Origin of the sequence: Lysinibacillus sp. UBA5990 (genome assembly GCF_002429815.1) — a bacterium.
In the GTDB taxonomy this organism is placed as follows: Bacteria; Bacillota; Bacilli; order Bacillales_A; family Planococcaceae; genus Lysinibacillus; species Lysinibacillus fusiformis.
In genome coordinates, this window is sequence record NZ_DJAY01000011.1 from 529,382 (window position 1) to 550,793 (window position 21,412).

Annotated in this window: 23 protein-coding genes; 11 read left to right on the top strand and 12 right to left on the bottom strand. The window is 37.0% G+C overall.

What is annotated here, in order from left to right:
- Nucleotides 1-14: 14 nt before the first annotated feature.
- The gene (locus tag B3D94_RS10065) at nucleotides 15-2,309 is read right to left on the bottom strand and encodes a YhgE/Pip domain-containing protein (protein ID WP_291757241.1); all 2,295 of its coding nucleotides are present in this window, start codon (nucleotides 2,307-2,309) and stop codon (nucleotides 15-17) included.
- A gap of 193 nt (nucleotides 2,310-2,502) precedes the next feature.
- On the opposite strand from B3D94_RS10065, the gene B3D94_RS10070 reads away from it, so the two are divergent.
- The 5 genes from B3D94_RS10070 (at nucleotide 2,503) to cyoE (ending at nucleotide 6,402) form a co-directional block, all read left to right on the top strand.
- A complete protein-coding gene (locus tag B3D94_RS10070; RefSeq protein WP_025116012.1) occupies nucleotides 2,503-2,982 on the top strand; it encodes a thioredoxin family protein in 480 nt (159 codons plus the stop codon).
- Nucleotides 2,983-3,080: 98 nt separating this feature from the next.
- Complete coding sequence (locus tag B3D94_RS10075; RefSeq protein ID WP_291757242.1) at nucleotides 3,081-3,782, top strand: tetratricopeptide repeat protein; 702 nt, start codon at nucleotides 3,081-3,083, stop codon at nucleotides 3,780-3,782.
- A 140-nt stretch (nucleotides 3,783-3,922) separates the two neighbouring features.
- The gene (locus B3D94_RS10080) at nucleotides 3,923-4,480 is read left to right on the top strand and encodes a hypothetical protein (RefSeq protein ID WP_291757244.1); all 558 of its coding nucleotides are present in this window, start codon (nucleotides 3,923-3,925) and stop codon (nucleotides 4,478-4,480) included.
- Nucleotides 4,481-4,519: 39 nt separating this feature from the next.
- Complete coding sequence (locus tag B3D94_RS10085) at nucleotides 4,520-5,173, top strand: alpha/beta hydrolase (RefSeq protein ID WP_069481983.1); 654 nt, start codon at nucleotides 4,520-4,522, stop codon at nucleotides 5,171-5,173.
- A gap of 278 nt (nucleotides 5,174-5,451) precedes the next feature.
- The gene (gene cyoE, locus B3D94_RS10090; protein ID WP_069481982.1) at nucleotides 5,452-6,402 is read left to right on the top strand and encodes a heme o synthase; all 951 of its coding nucleotides are present in this window, start codon (nucleotides 5,452-5,454) and stop codon (nucleotides 6,400-6,402) included.
- Nucleotides 6,403-6,419: 17 nt separating this feature from the next.
- Here the strand turns inward: cyoE and B3D94_RS10095 are convergent, their stop codons facing one another.
- From B3D94_RS10095 to B3D94_RS10120, 6 genes are all read right to left on the bottom strand, one after another.
- Entirely contained in the window at nucleotides 6,420-7,154 is a 735-nt protein-coding gene (locus B3D94_RS10095; RefSeq protein ID WP_291757245.1) for a metallophosphoesterase, read from the bottom strand.
- A 268-nt stretch (nucleotides 7,155-7,422) separates the two neighbouring features.
- Nucleotides 7,423-7,872, bottom strand: a complete 450-nt coding sequence (locus B3D94_RS10100; protein ID WP_025116018.1) for a helix-turn-helix transcriptional regulator — start codon at nucleotides 7,870-7,872, stop codon at nucleotides 7,423-7,425.
- Nucleotides 7,873-8,001: 129 nt separating this feature from the next.
- Nucleotides 8,002-8,406, bottom strand: a complete 405-nt coding sequence (locus tag B3D94_RS10105) for a hypothetical protein (protein WP_069481980.1) — start codon at nucleotides 8,404-8,406, stop codon at nucleotides 8,002-8,004.
- A gap of 97 nt (nucleotides 8,407-8,503) precedes the next feature.
- Entirely contained in the window at nucleotides 8,504-9,844 is a 1,341-nt protein-coding gene (locus B3D94_RS10110; protein WP_069481979.1) for a hemolysin family protein, read from the bottom strand.
- Nucleotides 9,845-9,876: 32 nt separating this feature from the next.
- On the bottom strand, nucleotides 9,877-10,281 hold the full coding sequence (locus tag B3D94_RS10115) for a MerR family transcriptional regulator (RefSeq protein WP_307723792.1): 405 nt from the start codon (nucleotides 10,279-10,281) through the stop codon (nucleotides 9,877-9,879).
- A gap of 141 nt (nucleotides 10,282-10,422) precedes the next feature.
- Complete coding sequence (locus tag B3D94_RS10120) at nucleotides 10,423-10,914, bottom strand: hypothetical protein (RefSeq protein ID WP_254664372.1); 492 nt, start codon at nucleotides 10,912-10,914, stop codon at nucleotides 10,423-10,425.
- 195 nt (nucleotides 10,915-11,109) lie between these two features.
- On the opposite strand from B3D94_RS10120, the gene B3D94_RS10125 reads away from it, so the two are divergent.
- Nucleotides 11,110-11,241 (top strand): hypothetical protein, encoded by a 132-nt coding sequence (locus tag B3D94_RS10125; RefSeq protein ID WP_269781137.1) that lies wholly within the window; start codon nucleotides 11,110-11,112, stop codon nucleotides 11,239-11,241.
- A 122-nt stretch (nucleotides 11,242-11,363) separates the two neighbouring features.
- Here the strand turns inward: B3D94_RS10125 and B3D94_RS10130 are convergent, their stop codons facing one another.
- The 4 genes from B3D94_RS10130 to B3D94_RS10145 form a co-directional block, all read right to left on the bottom strand.
- Entirely contained in the window at nucleotides 11,364-11,936 is a 573-nt protein-coding gene (locus tag B3D94_RS10130; protein ID WP_069481977.1) for a 5' nucleotidase, NT5C type, read from the bottom strand.
- Between the two features lie 12 nt (nucleotides 11,937-11,948).
- A complete protein-coding gene (ispG, locus tag B3D94_RS10135) occupies nucleotides 11,949-13,064 on the bottom strand; it encodes a flavodoxin-dependent (E)-4-hydroxy-3-methylbut-2-enyl-diphosphate synthase (protein ID WP_069481976.1) in 1,116 nt (371 codons plus the stop codon).
- A 96-nt stretch (nucleotides 13,065-13,160) separates the two neighbouring features.
- The gene (locus tag B3D94_RS10140; protein ID WP_291757248.1) at nucleotides 13,161-13,502 is read right to left on the bottom strand and encodes a hypothetical protein; all 342 of its coding nucleotides are present in this window, start codon (nucleotides 13,500-13,502) and stop codon (nucleotides 13,161-13,163) included.
- A 52-nt stretch (nucleotides 13,503-13,554) separates the two neighbouring features.
- Nucleotides 13,555-14,073 carry a DUF1189 family protein gene (locus B3D94_RS10145; RefSeq protein WP_008178344.1) on the bottom strand — a complete coding sequence of 173 codons (519 nt, stop codon included), beginning with the start codon at nucleotides 14,071-14,073 and terminating at the stop codon, nucleotides 13,555-13,557.
- Between the two features lie 194 nt (nucleotides 14,074-14,267).
- Here B3D94_RS10145 and B3D94_RS10150 point away from each other — a divergent pair, with 194 nt between their 5' ends.
- From B3D94_RS10150 to B3D94_RS10165, 4 genes are all read left to right on the top strand, one after another.
- Nucleotides 14,268-15,899: a Na/Pi cotransporter family protein gene (locus B3D94_RS10150; RefSeq protein WP_193832570.1), complete on the top strand. Its 1,632-nt coding sequence runs from the start codon at nucleotides 14,268-14,270 to the stop codon at nucleotides 15,897-15,899.
- Between the two features lie 66 nt (nucleotides 15,900-15,965).
- Nucleotides 15,966-16,445: a DUF456 domain-containing protein gene (locus B3D94_RS10155; protein ID WP_291757249.1), complete on the top strand. Its 480-nt coding sequence runs from the start codon at nucleotides 15,966-15,968 to the stop codon at nucleotides 16,443-16,445.
- Between the two features lie 174 nt (nucleotides 16,446-16,619).
- Nucleotides 16,620-17,225: a superoxide dismutase gene (locus tag B3D94_RS10160; protein ID WP_012295184.1), complete on the top strand. Its 606-nt coding sequence runs from the start codon at nucleotides 16,620-16,622 to the stop codon at nucleotides 17,223-17,225.
- Between the two features lie 238 nt (nucleotides 17,226-17,463).
- On the top strand, nucleotides 17,464-19,668 hold the full coding sequence (locus tag B3D94_RS10165) for a peptidoglycan D,D-transpeptidase FtsI family protein (RefSeq protein ID WP_069481971.1): 2,205 nt from the start codon (nucleotides 17,464-17,466) through the stop codon (nucleotides 19,666-19,668).
- Nucleotides 19,669-19,725: 57 nt separating this feature from the next.
- On the opposite strand, the gene B3D94_RS10170 is transcribed toward B3D94_RS10165, so the two are convergent.
- Nucleotides 19,726-19,917, bottom strand: a complete 192-nt coding sequence (locus B3D94_RS10170; protein WP_036221493.1) for a hypothetical protein — start codon at nucleotides 19,915-19,917, stop codon at nucleotides 19,726-19,728.
- Between the two features lie 514 nt (nucleotides 19,918-20,431).
- On the opposite strand from B3D94_RS10170, the gene B3D94_RS10175 reads away from it, so the two are divergent.
- Nucleotides 20,432-21,406 (top strand): PstS family phosphate ABC transporter substrate-binding protein, encoded by a 975-nt coding sequence (locus B3D94_RS10175; RefSeq protein ID WP_069481970.1) that lies wholly within the window; start codon nucleotides 20,432-20,434, stop codon nucleotides 21,404-21,406.
- The last annotated feature ends 6 nt before the right edge of the window (nucleotides 21,407-21,412 follow it).

Consider the following 21,412-nt stretch of genomic DNA (forward strand, 5'->3'; position numbering starts at 1 on the left):
AGCCTAGTTGAAAATCAATGAAATATATCTAACCCGCGTGTTTTGTTCATAAAATGTTCTATTTTCTCGCTCAGTAACTTTTTTAAGAAAAAGCCGAATAGGATAAAGAAGAACCAGAAACCAGTTAAGAAGAGGAGATCCACCCATACAGTTGACCAGATAATGCCTCCTACCGCCTCACGCATCATTTCAATGGCATACGTAAAAGGCAAAAATGGGTTAATGATTTGGAAAAATTTTGGCAATAATTCAACAGGATAAGTTCCACCAGAGCCCGCAATTTGTAAAACCAGCATCACAATCGCTAAAGCTTTTCCAACATTTCCAAAGACCGAGACTAACGTATATACAACGGTTACAAATACTATGCTAATCAAAAGTCCAAACAAGATAAAGTAAGCGGGCGCCTGAATAGAGCCGTCTACTAAAAAAGTATCACCGATCGTAATGATGAGGGTTTGTATAATAGAAAAAGTTGCAAATGTTAGTAAGCGGCCAAAATAGATTTCACGGATACTATAAGGTGAATTTTCATGAAGATTAACGGATAATAGTGAAATTAATAATAAACAGCCTACCCAAATGGACAGCACTGTGTAAAATGGTGTCATTGCTGTTCCGTAGTTGGCAATAGGGAATATTCGATGCTCCTTTAGTTTAATGGGCTCTTCAAAGAAGTCACGCTCGGCATTAACATCATTCTTTAATAATTGCACAATCTCTGAAATATCAGCTTCATTTTCTAAAGTTCGAAGTTTATTGGCTAAGTCTTTGATTTTTGTACTTAGAGTAGGGAACTCGCCTTGTATTTTCTGGAGAGCACTATTAGCTGTTCCTAACGTATTTTTAGCCTGTGTCAATTTATCTGTTGCCTGAGGTAGGAATTGTTTTACATCCGTCAACATGGCAGAAGCACTTGTTAATGTACTTTTAGCACTAGACAATGTTGAGCGAATTTGTGGCTCCAGATTATCGTTGTAGTAGACCAAAAATTTTTGTAAATTAGCCGTGGCATTTTGAGCAATGTTTTGAATGGCTGTAATGTCTTGTTGAATGACGTTTTTATCGATGGGCTGTAATTGTTCAATTTTTGCTAGGATATCCGCATGTAACGTATTTAGCTGTTGCAAATCTTTAAGGGCATTTAAAGTTGAATCGGTAAAGCTCGGATCATTTTGCAAGGCATCACGAATAACTGTAAGCTGTTCAATAATTTGCTGATTATCTTTGGCATTACTTTGCTGTAAAGATGCGATGATACTATCTAAGGAATCCTGCAATTGATTTCGGGTTAACGTATCTGCTTGAATCAACTTCTGTAGCGCCTCAAGTGTTTGAATACTATGCGTTATGTTTTCTTTGGACGTCGACAATTGATTTTTTAATGTTTCTTTTGTTTGGGTGATAGAAGCTGAATCAAGATCAATACTGTTGAGTTTATTAATAATATCTGTGAAGTGCTGCGCAATATTTTGAACAGTTTGTACATCCTTTTTGATAAGGGGAGATAGCTCATTAAACAGAGCATCTGCTTCATTCACAAGAGTTAGACCTTTCTGAATGGTAGTTAAACCATTTGTTGTTAATTGTTCCACTTGTGGAATTTGTGTGATCGTACGATTGAGTAATTGGTCGGCATCCTTTCCTTGGCTGGAAGCCTGTGCTAAAAATGAATTGATATCCGGTAAATGCTGCTCTATGGTAAAGACATAGTTTTCAAATTTTCGGAAGTCTGGAATTTCACGTTCCATTTCAAGACCAATGGTATTAAAAATGGAGAATAGTGTCCCGTTGACCGTTGATACAAATTCACTAGAAACCTGCTGAGTAAGGACACTTGCTCCTTTACTTGTTATTTTAGGGGCAATTGGATTCTTTTTTTCATTTACATAATAATCAATATGCGCTTTAGTTGGTTGTTCTGTCAGAATGGAAGTGAGCTTTTGTGAAAAGTCATTGGGAATAACGATCATGGCAAAATAATCTCCATTTTTCAAATGCTCCATGGCTTGCTTTTCGTTTTCAAGCTCCCACGTAAAGCTTTCATTCGTTTTTAAATTCTCAATTACTTCATTTCCAACATTAATCGCTTCATTTCGAACGGTGGTTCCTGTATCCTCGTTGACAATAGCGATTTTCATATTGGATGTGTGGGCGTATGGGTCCATGGAGGCATAGATATTAAGCCAGGCGTAAAGTGAAGGAAGAAAAATCAATCCGCCTACAATGATAGCTACTACCCAGTTTGTGACAATGTTCCGGATATCCTTTGTATAAATTTGAAATACATGCTGAAACGAGTTTTTCATATAATCACCCCACGTTCAAATTTTGCAGGAACTCTCAATATGTATGTTCCCAAATATACTTAAAATTATGTTATAAATGTGAAATATCTTTTTTAAAAGGCGAATTAGTTTACTAGGTTTTCAAAACAATTTATAATCAATCCGGATACACTAAAATTAGGATTTTAGTGTAAAAAAGGAGGTCACTATTCTAGTGAAAAAATTATTAATTATTGGTTCCGTTATTGTTGTATTATTTGCAGCAATCATTGTGCTTACCAATGTCTCAAACAAAAGTAAACTAGAAAGCGCAAACAACCCTTATGGCGATAAAAAGCTGAAACAAGAAACAATTGATCAATTAGATGACAAAAACTATCAAAACATTATGTTACCAGACGAATTAGAGGCAAAAATTAAAGCAGGTGAACCTGTGAATGCGTATTTCTTCAGCCCGATTTGTGTACACTGTCAAGCATTTACACCTGAGTTAATGCCAATTGCAGATGAACTGGGTGTAGACATTGCTCAATTGAATGTCTATGAATATGAAGATCTATGGGAAAAATATCATATTGAAGCAACACCAACGTTTATCCGTTTTGAAGATGGAAAAGAAGTAAACCGATTTGTAGGGGCACTAAAAGAAGAGGATTTACGCAACTTCTTAAATACTGTAGTGTTAAAGAAATAGTACTAAAGGAGACTGTATCAAAATTTTGATCAGTCTCTTTTTATGTTGTTAGTGTATACTAAAAATACTGAATAGTTATACACTGGAGGGATTTTTAAATGTCAATGGATGATTATTTTTACAATGGCGAACTAATGAAATGCTATGAAGCTGCAAAAACGGTGATAAATGAAGAGGAACGAGTACTTGCGCAAAAATATATAATTTTATTAGAAGAGTATGATTTCGCTCATTATCCAAAGCCGACTCTTTATGGAGAATTACAACATGCAGAACGTGCGGACGAAAGCTATCCAGAATCCGATACGGTTGTAGCAATACGTGCGATCAAAGATGAAGAAGAGTTTGCAATGAATATAAAGCAATTAGAAGAAGTAGCAAAGACAGGAACAGGTGATGAAAAAGCCCAATCCTTCTTTACTCAAGGAGAGCTGTTTTTATTCGCCCATCAATACAATGAAAGTGTTCATTGCTTTCAACAAGCCGTCAAGGAAAATCCAAATAAGGCCATCTATTGGGGAATGACGGGCCAAACAATGCACCGCTTTGGCTGGATGCCTTTTGATGCGCTTGGTTATTTGGAGCAGGCAATCAATTTAGATCCAACAAACCCTCGTTGGAAATGGAATAAGGCATTAGTTCTTATTCAGTTGGCCAAGGATTTGCAAATGGCACCGTTTATGGCGAATGCTGCAATCGCTTTGGAAGAGGCAGTAGCTTCCTGTGGTGAACATCAACGATCATTGAAAGATGCTATTCAAAATACTATCGATACTATGGATAGCTATGTTTTCTCGTAATTCATTCAGGATGTCTTCCTTTACAAAGGTAGACATCCTTTTGAGAAATGTCTATAGAGAGGGCTTCGTTGCCATATTTCACAATCATGGTATGATAAGATAGAAAAAAATGATTTGTAGATATAAAGGACGGATTTTTTATGGCACAAGAAGTGGCAAATAAGTTTATTGAAAACGTATGTAATCATTTAGTTCGCAATATGAATATTACTAAGGTAGAAGAACAATTTAAAGAAACTATAGCAATGCAACGGAATTCAGCAACTACGGCCGTTGATTTCTGGGACATGCTAATGATCAATATGCTCTACTTTACTGAGAATGAACAGGCGTGGGAACAAGAATTTCTGAATATGCTAAAGGCTAAAAATTGGGTAAAGCCCTCAACTTTAGAAGAGGAATTATTGATGCATCAGATGCGTATCCGTCAACAAGTAGCAGAGCAGATGGATACTGTAAAGGAATTGTTCCATCAACAATATGAGACAGAAGGCATGACAGAGGAAGCGATCATCTACGACTATGCATATAGCTCTGCGGGGCATTCTATGCGTATGGATTTATTAACGGTTTTGGTGTCCACACCCGAGCAATCACAAGTACTTTTTGACGCAGATCCAGTAGAGACCATTCGTGTTGTCAATGGATATATTGCTTACCATACAGATGGATTAATCAATAAAACAAAATTACTATAGTTTTGTTACAAAGATTTACTGTGAAAGGAATTTGAAGACATGAATACACCATTTACTTTTAAGCATACACCACCTACAAATATGGACACTACAAAAAAATACCCTGCTATTTTTTTATTGCATGGTATGGGGAGTAATGAAGACGACCTACCGCAATTAGTACAGGACTTTCAAGAACAATGTCATATATTTAGTTTGCGTGGACCCATTACACAAAAACCTGGTTATGCTTTTTTTACTATTCAAGAGGTAGGGCAACCAGATCGTGCTATCTTCGATAAAGTATTAGTGGCTTTACAACGATTTATATTAGAGGCAATCGACGAATATCAAGTTGATCCTCATAAAGTATTTTTATTAGGCTTTAGCCAGGGAGCCGTACTAGCACAATCATTAGCCTTTGTGATGGGGAATTTAGTGACGGGCATTGTCGCATTAAGTGGCTATACACCTAAATTTGTAACAGAGGAATATTCTATTCGCTCAGTTGAACATTTACAAGCCTTTATTTCCCATGGTGATTATGATTATGTTATTCCATCACAATGGGGAATGGAAAGCAAAGAGGCTTTCGAACAATTCGGCGCTACTGTGACATTTAAGCAGTATCCAGATGGACATGGGGTAACACCAGATAATATGCGTGATCTAGTGGCATTTTTGGCCCAGCAACTTCAAGGAGATCTTCAATAATAGAAGCCGAGGCAAAATTCTGCCTCGGCTTTTTACTTTTCTCGAATAGTAATGATAAGAATCGAGCAAGAAGGTTCAAATTCATGCCAGTCGGTGGTATCATAGAAGATGTTGTGAATGAGCGTGCTTTACTAGATAAAAACATGTACTTTATGTGAACTTAGAGACAGAACAGAACTAAAAGGGGTAAAATAATAATTTGATGTGCTAGATGCAAATTTTGTCGCTTTCTATCGATTGTGGCGTGCAGAAATTATGGAGAAAAGGAATTAAGATGAATGGAACAAAATCTGAACTCGGAGCATAAACCGCAATCCTCCGGAACAACACGAGAGAAATCGTCCCGCTCTACTATTTTAGCGCAAACAGTCAAAACAGGAATTATCAAATCTAATTTAATACCAATGTGGGCTGGTTTAACGCTAGGGATGTACAAAAATAAAATGACGTTCATAGATAATATACCAGAAATGATTTTCTCAACAGTTGGTTCTGCCCTTGTCATTGGAGCAGCAGGGGCCTTTAATAATGTGTATGACCGTGATATCGATGCGATCATGCCTCGTACACAAAGCAGACCGACCGTCACTGGGGAAATGTCAGCAAAATCGACTCTATCATTAGCGATAGCTATGTTAATCATCGGATTAGCTGTCTTGGCGCTTGCGTCACCATTAGCAGCGGCATTCGGTTTACTAGGAGTATTTTTATATGTAGTCCCTTATACAATGTGGACAAAACGTCGTACAATTTATAATACAGAAATTGGTAGTATTAGTGGTGCTGTGCCGCCATTAATTGGCTGGTCTGCCGTATCGACAGATATTACCCACCCTGCAATACTTGGTTTATTTTTTGTTATGGTTATTTGGCAAATGCCGCATTTTTATGCCATTGCAATCCGCAAACGTGTAGATTATGAAGCGGCAAGTGTGCCGATGCTTCCTGTTGTTAAAGGTATGCGCCGTACGTATTATCAAACAAATTTCTATTTAATTTTATTAATTCTATCAAGCTTTTTATTTGGCTCCTTAAGTGTGGGAATTATGCTCGTTGCATTACTATTAAGTATTGCATGGCTAGTAATGAGTATATATGGCTATCATAGTAATAAAGATCAAGTGAAGTGGGCTACCAAAATGTTTGTTTTCTCACTACTCCATATGACCATATTATTCACAACCGTTATTGTGTACTCTTTAGTAGGTGTTATCTTCAAGTTATATTAATGGAAAAAACCAACAAGTTAATCATTACTTGTTGGTTTTTTATGTTCGACTGAGAATATTTGACGACTTGGCCATTCGAATGCGTGTAATTGTCCACCAAATACAGCACCACCATCAATACCGATAATATTGTTTTCACCAAAGTAGACACTGTAATCAGTTGGGTTATGGTGAAGTCTATACGTAGGTGTATGTCCAAAGATAATGGTTTTATCTCCTTGATAGCCTGCATGAAATTCTTCTCGGATCCACAGTAATTGCATGGGGTCTGTTTCTGCCATCGCAACGCCTGGTACAACTCCACCATGTACAAATATAGCATCCTCTAATTCAATGTATGTTTCGAAGTTTTCAATTAATTGTAAATGCTCTTCTAGCTTTGGCAGCGTTTTAATAAAGCTAGGCAACGTATGGCTTGCAATAGCATCCTCGAAATCGCTCAGCTGGTAGCCGTAGCTTGCTAATGTTGCATCCCCCCCACAAAGTCCTACCCAATGGTTCCATGGTTTAGCAAGGCCAGAACGGCATGCATTGAGCATGATGGCTTCATGGTTGCCTAGGAGAATTCGTGCTCCTTTTCCTTGTAATTCGCTCACTAAATTTAACACGCCACTTGAAGCTGCACCTCTGTCGATGTAATCACCGAGTAAAAAAAGTTGATCTTCATCTGGATTATAGTTTGCTTTTAGTAATAGCTCTTCAAAAAGCGCTAATTCTCCGTGTATATCACTTATTGCTAGAATTCGATTCATTTATGCGCATCCTTTCCAATATCACAGCGGTTACTATTAAGTATAGAAAATATTTCTGCAAATTTCGACTTTCCTAGCTTCAACTATCTATCTTTTATAGAAATTTTACAAAATCCATTCTCTTTATCATATGACAAGTCATTTCTTTTCTTTATATATTTGTCTATAGTGATTGATATAAGTGGGGGAAGGAGGCAAACAACTAACAACAGTAGAAGCAAGGATGCTGCTTCTACTGTTAGGAAGGAGTCTAGTAGATGGAGGAGAGTTACATCTGTAGCTTTTCCCATGCTTGTTTAGCTACTTGTTCATCAAATGTTGAGATTAGACGAAAATTGTTGTTGTCTAAAATGCGGAAATGAAGGCTAATAATATTTTGCTGTAGTCGGAACCCTCCATGCTCATGTATATTTTTCCACCATATGTATCCACCCATTGTTTTATCTTTAGGCTGCAATGTTCCATTATTCGCAATCAAATCCACCACCTCTAATGGTTCACCGCCTAGCTCGTGTTGCAAAATAGTACTGTCACGACACAAAGTACATACGGCAACAGTAGTTGTCCATCCCGCCAGAATACGTCCTTTTTCAATTTGGACAAGTGTTTTTTTAGATAGTCCAAGTAAATCACTCATTTGATCCTGGGTAAAAGCTTTTTCAGTACGGATTAATTTCAGTTTTTCTGAAATGAGTGTGATTAATTGTTCACGATTCATTCTGAACACCCCTTTTTTTCAGATTATTAAGTCCCATTATACATGAAAGTCAAGAAGCTTGTTTTTGTTTCAGCTGGAAAGGGAGGTGAAAAGAAAACAGACTGTCCAAAATGAACAGTCTGTGAGAGGTTAAATTTCATATTTTTTCGTATCAGAAATGACACGGAAATGGATGCCTTTTATTTGGGCACTTACTTTATGACGGAGTGTGTCAATATCTACTAGCTCATCTTTACTTTGAACGCACTCAGCGATTTGCTGTAATAACTTTGTAAAGGCTTCTTTAAATAAAGAGCGCATATTATCGAAATCTAGGCTACGGAAACTGCCATCTATATCAAATGCTTCTACAGAATTTAACTGCTTAGAGGCACCTGCAAAACGATCGTCGTACACTGTGTAGTTTTCATCTGTTACCACGATAATATATAATACTTCGCCTGTAATTGTTTTTAATTCAATATTTGTTTTATGTTTTTTTACATCTGTAATAATGTGTATACCATCTGAATGATATAGTTTAAATAATGTCATGTGTATAGCCCCCTGAAACTAGAATCATATTCCTACTTTCATTATAGCTTGAAATGGCTAATAATGGAATAACGAAAATGGTTTCAAAATAATAAGGTTAGGGCTGTACCTTTGTAATGAAGGACGCCGGTGCACTAATTCGTAGAGGTCGAACCTCGATATAATGTATCTGATGTCCTTGTTGTTCATAAATACTGAAGACATAGGAGGCAAGCTCAATATTTGCGGATGCTTTTATCCCATTATTCACGGATAAGAACCAACCACCTAATGTTTCAACTTCCTCAGCTTCTAATGTTATATTTAATAAATTTTCTACATCTTCAACAAGCATTTTTGCATTTAATATATAATGGTTTTCTGTGATTTTTCGAATATCTGCAATTTCATCACCGTCAAATTCATCACGAATTTCACCAACAATTTCTTCTAAAATATCTTCAACGGTTACGAGACCTGATGTCCCACCATATTCATCCATTAAAATGGCCATATGAATACGTTCTTTTTGCATTCGTACAAGTAATTCTTGAACAGGGATGGTTTCAATAACGCGAATAACTGGATTAATGAAATCTTCGATGACTAATGTCTCGTCTGTAAGCTTTTCAAGTAAACCGTGTGTAAACAATTCCTTAGCATTGATAAACCCTAAAATATTGTCTCGGTCGCCATCATAAATAGGATAGCGCGTATATTTTTCAGCGGCAAAATGATGGATGATAGTTGTAAAAGAGTCATTTCGTTCAATCCCAACAATTTCTGTTCGAGGAACCATGATTTCACGAGCAATACGTTCGTCAAACTCAAAGACGTTATTTACATATTTAAGCTCTGATTTATTGATTTCACCACTTTTAAAGCTTTCAGACAGTAATAGTCGTAATTCTTCCTCCGTATGAGAAAGCTCATGCTCACTTGCAGGCTTCATACCGAAAAAACCAATCAAAATGCGCGCAGAGCCGTTCAAGAACCAAATAAATGGGTACATGATTTTATAGAAGAACATAATCGGCTTTGCGAAAAGTAGAGTAATCGTTTCCGCTTTTTGAATAGCTGCTGTTTTCGGTGCTAGTTCGCCGACAACAACATGTAAAAATGTAGCGATGGCAAAGGCTGTACCAATGGTAAAGATCGTCATATATTTATCTGAAATACCGATCATTTCGAATAGTGGGTGCAGCATAAATTCAAACGTTTTTTCACCAACCATACCGATACCAAGAGCTGTTACTGTAATCCCTAATTGACAGGCAGATAAATATTCATCTAAATGATTGACCACTTGCTTGGCAGCAATGGCTTTTGTGTTTCCCTCTGCAATAAGCTGATCAAGTCTTGAGGAACGAACCTTTACAATAGCAAACTCTGTTGCCACGAAAAAACCTGTTAAAGCTAATAAAATGGTAAAAATCGATAAGTTTATTATGGTATCCAAATAGTCGTTCTGTAAAAACAGAACGTCACCTCCTAATTATGAATAAGTAAAAGTAAAGATTGCATTAATGCAATGCTTTCAGGTGAAACATTTTTTTTAATGGTTTCAATTTTTTTATCATCTTGCTGGTTCATTTGTTCTAGTAGAGAAGCTACATCATGCTCTAAATCTTGCATTTTTAAACGAAGCATTTGTACATCAATTTCTTCATAGGGTGTGATGTTTAATTCATGTTGGATTTCAACGAGTGAAAGCCCTTGTTGTTTGCGCTGTTCAATGAATTGAAGTCGTTCAATCATGAAGGGATCATAGTAGCGATAATTTGTTGCAGAACGTTCTGCAACCAACAAGCCTATGTTTGTATAATAATCGATTGTTCGTTTTGTAATGCCAGTTTTTTCAGCAAGCTCGCCAATTTTTAATTTCTCTGTCCCAATGCAAACACCTCCAAACCATCACGTTGTACTTTAATTATAACGTGATGGTTTTATTTTATTCAAATAAAAGCACCTAATATTTCAAAATTGTAAGACTTATTATAAAAAACGTTTCTGCCAGTTATCATGGCAGAAACGTTTTTAGTGTGTTGACAGTAAATAGGTATCATATAGGTGATGGAGTGCATCTTCTCCATTTTTTTGTAAGAGATTTTCATTATTAAAAATAACGGTCGTTGTAGTTTGAGAGCTATCAATTTTATCATCAATTATTTTGCATGTAACGTCAACAATGCCTGACTCAGCAAGCTTTTCTTTCAACTCATCATTCCATGGCTGATCAGAAAATAGTGGGGGTTGCCAAGTGCCTCTCACATGTAGCTCATTTTTTTCCGGGTCATAATCCCAGCGTATGTCACGTAAAATAGTTTTAAATAGGTCATTAACCGTGAAAGATGTATCTTTATAGTTAATGTCTATAGCGCGTATAGCATGTACATCTCGACTAACTGCACTAGCCGCGGAGTTTGCCGCTGTGTTGATGCCAGAAGCTGCATCTTTAATTTCTGATAATCGATCACCACAGCCTGTCAGTAGTGCGCAGATGCAAGTCATACAAGCTAATTTTGCCATCCATTTCACAAGTAGTCCCTCCAGTCTAGCAAGTTGTTACTACTATCTTATCGAAAAGAAAAATACGAAGAAAGGGCATGAAAGCGGTAGATTGTGACGGTTTTGCAACGATGCGACCTCCACTCGATTGTTCGTCATTTGGGAAGCATAGAAGTATGAAGATTTGGTGAAAAACAAGTAGAAAAGGAGCGGTTTGTGATGAAAATTAATGATGAAATTCTTGATCGTTTAGGAACTTATTTTGTTTATCATGCCGTCTACGATAATTATGGCATTACCTTTGAAAACTTTGTGGAGCGTTGGATACGAGGAATTCTGGAAGTATAGTGGCAAATAAGCAGGTCATTGTCAAACGAGCTTGTTTGAACGGCTTCTGCTCAAAACTTTGCCATTCGCAGGTGGCCAATAAAAGAGTCGTGTTCTTTATCTGAACACGACTCTCCTTTATATTATTTGAAATGATTTGTGATAAATTGATTGGCTTCTTGCCAGTTATACACCCTTACAACATTGTCAGGAACAGCAAGACGGTTATAAGGCGTATCAAATAACACTACAGGAATTTTTAGTTCCTCAGCCAGCATAACCGCATTATCGTGCTTATCCTCAAAGAAAGCTTCTACATGATGCTTTTTAGCAACTGCTAATTTATCATGGCTTCCTAAAAGTTCGATATGGTCATAAGGGATAGCCTGAGTTTTAAACCAATTCATCGTAATGTCTGCTACATTTTCGCCTCGTGCTGAAATATAGTAGAGCTCATAAGAATTTTGCCAAGCAGTTAGAATATTTTTCGCATCTTCTGCCACTTCCGACACTTCATACATATAAGGCTCGTTTTCTTTAAACCATGTGTTAAAGGCACTTCGATCAACAGGGTGCGGAAAGGCTGATAAAAAATCATACTCACAAACATCATCAAGCGTAATATTTACGTTGTATTGTTTATTAATATGTGGGATGAGCGTACTTGGACATGTTACAGTCCCATCAATATCAATACCGAAGCGGGGCTTTTTCATGCTAGTACCTCCTTAGGCATTCGCTTTTTGTGCTTCTTCTGCTGCACGTTTTTCTTCCATCTCTGCCGCTAATTTATCAATTTCTTTTTTCAACTCTTCAACCATTGTTTCTTCAGGGACTTTACGAACTGTTTTCCCTTTCATGAATAACAAGCCCTCACCACGCGCACCAGCAATACCGATATCTGCTTCACGTGCTTCACCAGGACCGTTTACCGCACAGCCTAATACTGCTACTTTTAAAGGTACCTTCAATTTAGAAATATATTCTTCTACTTCATTAGCAATGGAAATTAAATCAATCTCAATGCGCCCACATGTTGGACAAGAGATCAGTGTTGCCATATTAGAAGCTAGACCAAAGGATTTTAATAGTTCACGTGCTACTTTTATTTCCTCAACAGGGTCTGCTGAAAGTGAAATACGTAATGTGTTACCAATTCCTTTTGATAGGATGGCTCCAAGTCCAGCCGCTGATTTTACAGTACCAGCAAATAGTGTACCTGATTCTGTAATACCTAAATGTAGCGGATAATTAAAAGCCTTAGCCGCTTTTTCATAAGCTTCAATGGCAAGATTTACGTCAGATGCCTTCATCGATACAATAATATCGTGGAAGTCCAAGTCTTCTAAAATTTTAATATGGTGAAGAGCAGATTCAACCATACCATCAGCAGTTGGATAACCGTATTTTTCTAAAATATGACGCTCTAATGAACCAGCATTTACACCAATACGAATTGGAATACCCTTTGCTTTAGCTGCATTCACGACAGCCTCCACTTTTTCTTTACGACCAATATTACCTGGGTTAATACGTACTTTATCGATACCATTTTCAATGGCTTTTAATGCTAATCTATAGTCAAAATGAATATCAGCTACTAATGGAATATGGATACGTTTTTTGATTTCGGCAATTGCATCTGCAGCACGCTCATCTGGAACTGCAACACGAACTATTTGACAGCCTGCTTCTTCAAGTCGAAGAATTTCTGCCACTGTTGCATCTACATCATGTGTTTTTGTTGTACACATACTTTGAATGAATAATTCATTACTACCACCAATTGTTAAGTTACCGACACGTACAGGACGTGTATTTGAACGGTGACAAATTTCACTCATTAACTTTCTCTCCTTTTCGGGCCACTATTTTCAGCCGTCACTGTCATTTATTTTAGCAGTGTAAGAAAATAAGGACAAGGAAGAAACGCTAACTTTTCATTTTCCGCATTTGTTTTCGAACTCAAACGTAAGAGGAAGCTTAATATTTTCACCAGGAATTAATTCCTGTAATTGTAAGTGTGGGTTTAAGTTGTAAAATAATTGTAAGCGTTCTGGGAATGTCATGGGAACTTTTGCAGGGTGTAAGGCAAATAAACTATGAATAGTATCTCCTTCAATAGTTTGTACGGTGATATAATTTGGCTCACGTTGCTGTTCACATTGGCCATGAATACTTTTTGTTTGTAAAGCAGCAAGGGGTATCGATCCCTCAGTTAAATCTACTTTCACTACAAAAGCGATGATAATAATGATAGCTGTTAAGATGAATGCTCGCAAAAAAACCCCTCCTTTTCTACACTATATTTAGAAGAGGGGGGATTCATGCACATTATTTTGATATTGGTTGTTTTGGATATTTTGTAAAGGCCACAATTAATAGAACGATAGTCAGTAATAAAGAAAAAACAGAGATAATCGTACTGTTAATCGGTAAATATTCTGCTAACATCGACAATAATGTTGCCCACGTAATGGCAAACGTTGTTGTCCGCCAAATATGCCGGTATTCACCACGACGTTTCATGACTTTTAAGATAAATAAACCGGCTAAGGCATAGAGAGCAATTTGCGCAAAAATCAGCATGGTTGTAAAGACAAAAAGCATTAAGAACGTGAACGGATATAAGAGCCATTTAATGCCATCTATGTATTCAGTTAAACCATTTAAACTGTTCATATCAATCGTATCAACAGACATACCCGCTGCAAATCTACCTAAAGAGAAAACAGTTACAAGGGTAATGAGTAGAAAAGTATACTGAATAACTTTTCCGATAGGTAGTAAACGATAGGCTGCTAGTTTTTTAGGATGAATGAGACTATCGATAAATAGCTGTGAGTGTTTCATACTATATCTCCTCCAATCAATATATTAACATGTTCAAAGAGCATAGGGTATGAAAGAAGTATTAATGAAGGGAGACTTGATGATAAAATGTTAACATTATGTAAAGAAGTTAAAGGATTTCTTTACTTTTTGTTTGTAATCAATTAAAGATTAGAAATAGAGTAGTAGAGACGTAGGAATTGGAGCGAAAACAATTGACAATAGATTGGCAAAGCATACTCTTTCAATTTTTAGGTGGGTTAGGAGTCTTCTTATTTTCCATTAAATTTATGGGTGATGGGCTTCAGAAATCAGCGGATGATCGATTACGCGAATGGTTAAATCGCTTTACAACTAACCCCATCATGGGAGTTTTAGTAGGCATATTTGTAACAATTTGCATTCAGTCAAGTTCTGCAACGACAGTCATTACTGTAGGGTTAGTGAGTGCCGGATTTTTAACGTTACGTCAAGCAATCGGCGTAATTATGGGAGCAAATATTGGTACAACCATTACAGCATTTATTATTGGTATTAATATTGGTATCTATTTTTATCCCTTGTTAGCAATCGGGGCAGGCTGTTTATTTTTCTTAAAAAAAGCAACATACCAACATATTGGTCAAATTTTATTTGGCTTTGGTGGCTTATTTTTAGGGTTAGAGTTAATGAGTGCAAGTATGCAGTCACTACATCAACTGGCAGATTTTGCATCGCTAACGCTTCATTTAAGTAATCAACCCATTTTAGGTATATTATTAGGCACTGTTTTTACCTTACTTGTACAAAGCTCTACGGCCACGGTTGGTGTGCTACAAGGCTTATATGCTGAGCATTTGATCGGGTTGAACAGTGCCTTACCGATTTTATTTGGGGAAAATATTGGTACGACGATTACGGCGGTATTAGCGTCACTGGGCGCTTCTATTTATGCAAAACGGGCAGCCGCTGCACATGTACTCTTTAATGTGATCGGTACAATTATTTTCATGATTTTTTTTACCCCATTTATGCAATATGTTCAATGGGTCAGTGGATTATTTCATTTAGAGCCTCGTATGCAAATTGCAATTGCTCACGGCTCATTTAATGTATTTAATATGATGATTCAACTTCCATTTATTGCAGGATTGGCAGCATTAGTAACGAAATTGATACCAGGACATGATGGGCATATCAATGTCACAACTAAGCATTTAGATCCTTCTTTTATTGATTCCTCCCCAGCGATAGCCCTTGGCCAAGCCAAAGAGGAAGTATTACGAATGGGTGAACATGCTTTACGAGGCTTAGAAGAAACGTTTCTATATATGAAATCAGGGGAAGCTGAACATATTCCTACAGTTTTACAATTAGAGGCAGGCCTTAATCATCTAGATAATGAAATTACCGATTATTTAGTAATGGTGTCTAAGCAGCCCCTTTCTCGTGCAGACTCAGTAAGACATCATACATTATTAACAAATGTGCGAGACTTCGAACGAATTGGTGATCACTTTGAGAATATATTAGAGCTTTTACAATACAAGGATCATCATGAAGTGAGCTTAAGTAAATCGGCAAGACAAGATTTAATTGGCATGTTTAGTTTAGCCATCGAGGCTGTCCGTAAAAGCATAGAGGCGTTGGATACAGCGAGCTTAAGTTTAGCTCAAGAGGTGACGGAGCTTGAAAGCTTGATAGACGATATGGAAGATAAGCTTCGTCAGAAACATATTGCACGTTTGAATACGAATGAATGCAGTGGAGCGGCAGGAATTGTCTATATGGACATTGTAAGTAATCTGGAACGTATTGGTGACCATGCGGTTAATATTGCAGATTCAATTTTAGGTATTCGCCATTAACAAAGTGAAACTTTTCACTTTGTTTGTCCGTATGAAAGACAACGTACGAAAAAGGAGAGAAATTCTATGGAAGTTGTTGGCTGGATTTTAGTAGTAGCCTGCTTTATTATTTCATTTGTTGGTTTAGTCTATCCGATTATACCAGGTGTCTTATTTTTAGTCGGAGGATTCCTGCTATATGGCTTATTTTTCTCCTTCTCTGAGTTAAGCTGGTGGTTCTGGATTATTGAAATATTATTTGTAGTGCTGTTATTTGGGGCGGACACATTGGCAAATGCATTTGGCATTAAAAAGTTTGGCGGCTCCAATGCTGGAATGTGGGGAAGTACCATTGGATTATTATTTGGCCCATTCGTCATCCCTGTGGCTGGGATTTTAATTGGCCCATTTTTAGGGGCAGTTATCGCTGAATTAATTGTAGAGAAGCGAACATTTAGTGAGGCTGTGAAAAGTGGTTTTGGCTCATTAGTAGGCTTTTTAACTTCTACTATTGTAAAGGCTGTAATTCAAATCGTAATGATCATTGTTTTTTTTATCGCGATATAATGTTTACGTGCGAGGTTTAATGTATGGGACTACCGGGTAAGATAGTATACGTATTGGTTTTTCAGTCAAAAGGCTGAAATCTTCTAAATGAAGTATTTTTCATTGAATGGTTTGACCAATTTTGATAATCTATTGATGTACTAAATATTTCTTATTTTAGGGAGGAACTTAACAATGGCTTACGAATTACCACAATTAACTTACGCTTACGACGCATTAGAACCACATATCGATGCAAAAACAATGGAAATTCACCATTCTAAACACCACAATACTTATGTAACAAACTTAAACGCAGCAGTAGAAGGTACTGAATTTGCAGAAAAAGACATAAACGACTTAATCGCAAACCTTGATGCTCTTCCAGCTGACAAACAAACTGCTGTACGTAACAACGGTGGCGGACATGCTAACCATACACTATTCTGGGAAGTAATCGCTCCAGGCGGTTCTAATACTCCAGTTGGCGAAGTAGCAAAAGCAATTGATGCGAAATTCGGTTCTTTCGATGCTTTCAAAGAAGAATTTGCAAAAGCTGCTACAACTCGCTTCGGTTCAGGTTGGGCATGGTTAATCGTGGATGGTGACTCAGTTGCTGTTACTTCTACTCCAAACCAAGACTCTCCAGTAATGGAAGGTAAAAAACCAATTCTAGGCTTAGATGTTTGGGAGCACGCATACTACTTAAACTACCAAAACCGTCGTCCAGATTACATCGGTGCATTCTGGAACGTAGTAAACTGGGATGTAGTTGAAGCTAAATTCCAAGCTGCTAAATAATGATTGAATAGAGATGGCTATGCTAAGGTGAGAAATCACTAAGGCATAGCCTTTTTTTATTGGATAAAAGTACAAAAGAAATGGATAGAACAAATAGGGCAACCTTTCCACCTTAGATGCCGTCAAATAAATGATGTTTTCCGTAATAATTGTCAAGTGCATGCTTTCCTGTCAAACCTACGAATGGTATACTAAGTATCGTGTATTGAAATGAAAAAATATAAGGAGGGGAATACATATGCGCAAAGCACCAGGGAAAAATCGCGCAGCGAGTGTTAAAGCAAAACATCACTCTAATTTAACATTTCGTATGAATATCCTTTTCTTTGCAATATTTATCGTATTTTCAATGTTGATTTTTAGACTGGGTTATATGCAAATCGTGAAAGGGGAAGAGTATGTACGACTTTTAGAGAGTACAGAAGAAGTTCCTGTCAATACGAGTGTGCCTAGGGGTAGAATGTATGATCGTTACGGTCGTATTTTAGTAGATAATCACCCGGAAAATGCGATTACGTATACGAAAATGCAAACGACTACAACAGATGAAATGCTAAATATAGCTGAAAAGCTGGCACAATTAATTGAACAACCAACGAAACGCGTCACATTGCGTGATAAACAAGATTTTTGGATTATCAAAAATCATGATGCAGCCTACGAAAAAGTGACAAAGGCAGAAGAAGCTAAAATTCGAGCAAAAGAAAATATTACGACAAGTCAAATCAATGCAGAAATTGATAAACTAGTACGTGAACGCATTACGAATGAAGAACTTTTGCAATTGTCAGAGAAAGATTTAGAAGTATTAGCAATCTTTAGAGAGATGACTTCTGGCTATAATTTATCACCTCAAATTATAAAAAGTGAAGATGTCTCAGCAGAAGAATTTGCACGTGTCTCCGAGCGTTTAACGGAACTGCCAGGAGTTAACACAACGACAGATTGGAAACGCGTAAAATTATCTTCTCTATCGATTCTTGGTCGTACAACTGTCCCAACAAAAGGGATACCAAAAGAGAAGCTGAATTATTATTTAGCCCGTGATTATTCACGAAATGATCGAGTAGGGGAAAGTTATATTGAGGCGCAATATGAAGAGCTACTACAAGGTCAAAAAACAGTTGTCAAAAATATTACCAATAAAAAAGGGCAGGTAGTCGATACTATTACAACTTATGAAGGTGAGCCTGGTAAAGATTTAATTTTATCACTGGATAGTGAGCTACAGGCTGAAACTGAGAAAATTGTAGAAGAAGAACTGCTTAATTTAAAAGCTCTTCCTGGATCGTATTTATTAGATCGTGCCTTTTTAATTATGATGGACCCTAATACAGGGGATGTCCTATCTATGGTTGGTAAGAAAATAGAAAAGAATCCTGAGACAGGGAAAACTGAAATTGTTGATTATGGATATGGAACATTTACGACAGCTTATGAGGCAGGCTCATCTGTTAAGGGAGCAACAGTTCTTACAGGGTACAATCAAGACGTTATCTCGATGGGCACTTCAATGGGTGATGAACCGATTAAATTAGCTAGCACAGAACCTAAAGCGTCTATTTTTAATCGATATGGCTATGTACCAATGAATGATCTGTTGGCATTAGAACGTTCTTCCAACTCTTATATGTTTAAGATTGCTCTATTGCTTAATGGAACACCTTATAGCTATGGTATGCCATTACGTTTAAAGGACGATACGTTCTCGAAAATGCGTAATAATTATGCGCAATTTGGATTAGGTGTGAAAACAGGCATTGATTTGCCGAATGAATTTAGTGGTGTTCGTGGTCCATCAGGTCCAACAATGGGTGGTAAAACACTTGACTTAGCAATTGGTCAGTATGACACGTATACACCTCTACAATTAGCACAATATATTTCAACAATAGCTAATGGTGGCTACCGGATTCAGCCACATGTTGTGAAAGAAGTTCGTGATCCATCACAGGATGGCAAGCAACTGGGACAATTAGTGACTGAAATAGGGCCAACTATTCTTAATCAAATTGATAATCCTAAGGAAGAGATTGATTATGTAAAGCAAGGACTGCGTCGTGTATATACTGGTTCATATGGTACTGCACGTGCTCAATTTGCGGATGCTCCTTATACGGCAGCAGGGAAAACAGGTACTGCTGAGGTAGTTTATTATGGTCCATTGCGTGAACACTTTGGTACAAACACAATTAACTTAACACATGTCGGTTTTGCACCATATGAAAACCCTGAAATTGCCTATGCAGTTGTGATCCCATGGGTAAATACAAATTTAGCTCCACATTACTACCAAAATAATGTCATTGCTAGACGGTCATTAGATAAGTACTTTGAATTAAAAGCAAAATATCAAGCTGAAAAAGTAACAGATAGTAATGTGAAACAGCCAATTTTACCAGCTATTACAGAGGAAAAAATTGGCGAGGATGAGCAAGAATAAGAAAACCGCTAGGCACTGGGATGCCTAGCGGTTATTTTTTTATGGACGAAATAGGCTTCATGCAGATAACTGGCGGATGGCTAATTCAAATTGCTCTCTTGGTTTTACGCCATACAGTTCTAAATTATGATAGAAATAAGAAGCTACCATAAAATCAATCGCCTCTTGAAGTGTAAATTCTCGATGTTCCATTATTAGTGATAGATAGGTTTTAAAATAATCGGCATTTTGTACGTTTGCATGTTTCATGACAAAGGTCAAACTCCTCATTCATTACGCCTTACCAATATAATGACCACATCTTCTAGTTGAAAATCTGTGACATCCTCTGAAGGCTTTATCTTTCCCTTCTGTAGAAAGGGGTTGTACCTAGCTTATATGTTGGTACAAAAACATTTACTGAATCAAGATAAAGTATTTCCTGACACAATTGACTATTATAGCATCTTTCAAATAGGAATCAAATTCTAACCTCTTTATAGAAGAGTGAAATACATATGGATTGGTATCTTTCATTGAATATCGAATTTTCAATTGCATGATGAGAAAATGGTACAGATTTAAGCAGGCGAAAGTTCAAAATCTGGGCACAGTCATAGCAAAGAGAAAATTAATTGTAAATGCGTCTTTACAATCGTTTACAAAGCATTACATTCATTTACATCTCTTTTACGAACCGTTTATACGACTTCAACAATCAGTCATTATAGTAAAGATTGTAAGACAAATAACTATAAAACAGTTCATGACGGAGGCAAATGAGATGAAAAAGTGGAAGTACTTAACGATGACAGCAGTAATGGGTTCTGCATTAATGCTAGGTGCATGTGGTAGCGATTCTGCACAAAATGGAAACAATGCTGAAACGAACGCACCAGCAAGTTCAGGACAAGAAGCTGCTGATGAAAAGCTACAAGGCTCTGTAGCTGGAGATGGCTCATCAACAGTTGCACCAATTATTGAGGCAGTTGTTGAAGAGTATGCAGGCGCACAACCAGATGTCAAAGTATCAGTAGGGGTTTCTGGTACAGGTGGTGGTTTTGAAAAATTCATCGCAGGTGAAACAGACTTTTCAAATGCATCTCGTAATATAAAAGATGAAGAGAAAGCTAAACTAGGAGAAGCTGGCATTGATTATACAGAGCTAGCTCTAGCATATGATGGTTTATCAGTAGTCGTGAATCCAGAAAATGATTGGGCGAAAGATTTAACAGTAGAACAATTACAAAAGATCTGGATTGAAGATGGAAAAGATAAGAAATGGTCTGACATTGATCCATCTTGGCCAGATGAGAAAATCGTTTACTATTCACCAGGTACTGATTCAGGAACATACGATTACTTTGATGAAATCATTTTAGATGGAGCGGATCTAGTAAGCTCAGCAACATTATCAGAGGATGATAATATGCTAGTTCAAGGTGTATCAGGTGACAAAAACGCTATCGGATTCTTTGGTTATGCTTACTATCTAGAAAATAAAGATAAATTAAATATTGTCAAAGTAAATGGTGTAGAGCCAAATAATGAAACAATTGAAGCAGGAGAATATACGCCGCTTTCACGTCCACTATTCACATATGTGAAAAATAGTGCCATGAAAGATAATGAAGCGGCATATGATTTCATTAAATTTACATTAGAAAACGCAGGTGATATGGCTGAAGCTGTTGGCTATGTTCGTTTACCTGAAGAAAAATATACTGAAGGCTTAAAAACTTTAGAAGGCTTGAAATAAGTAGAC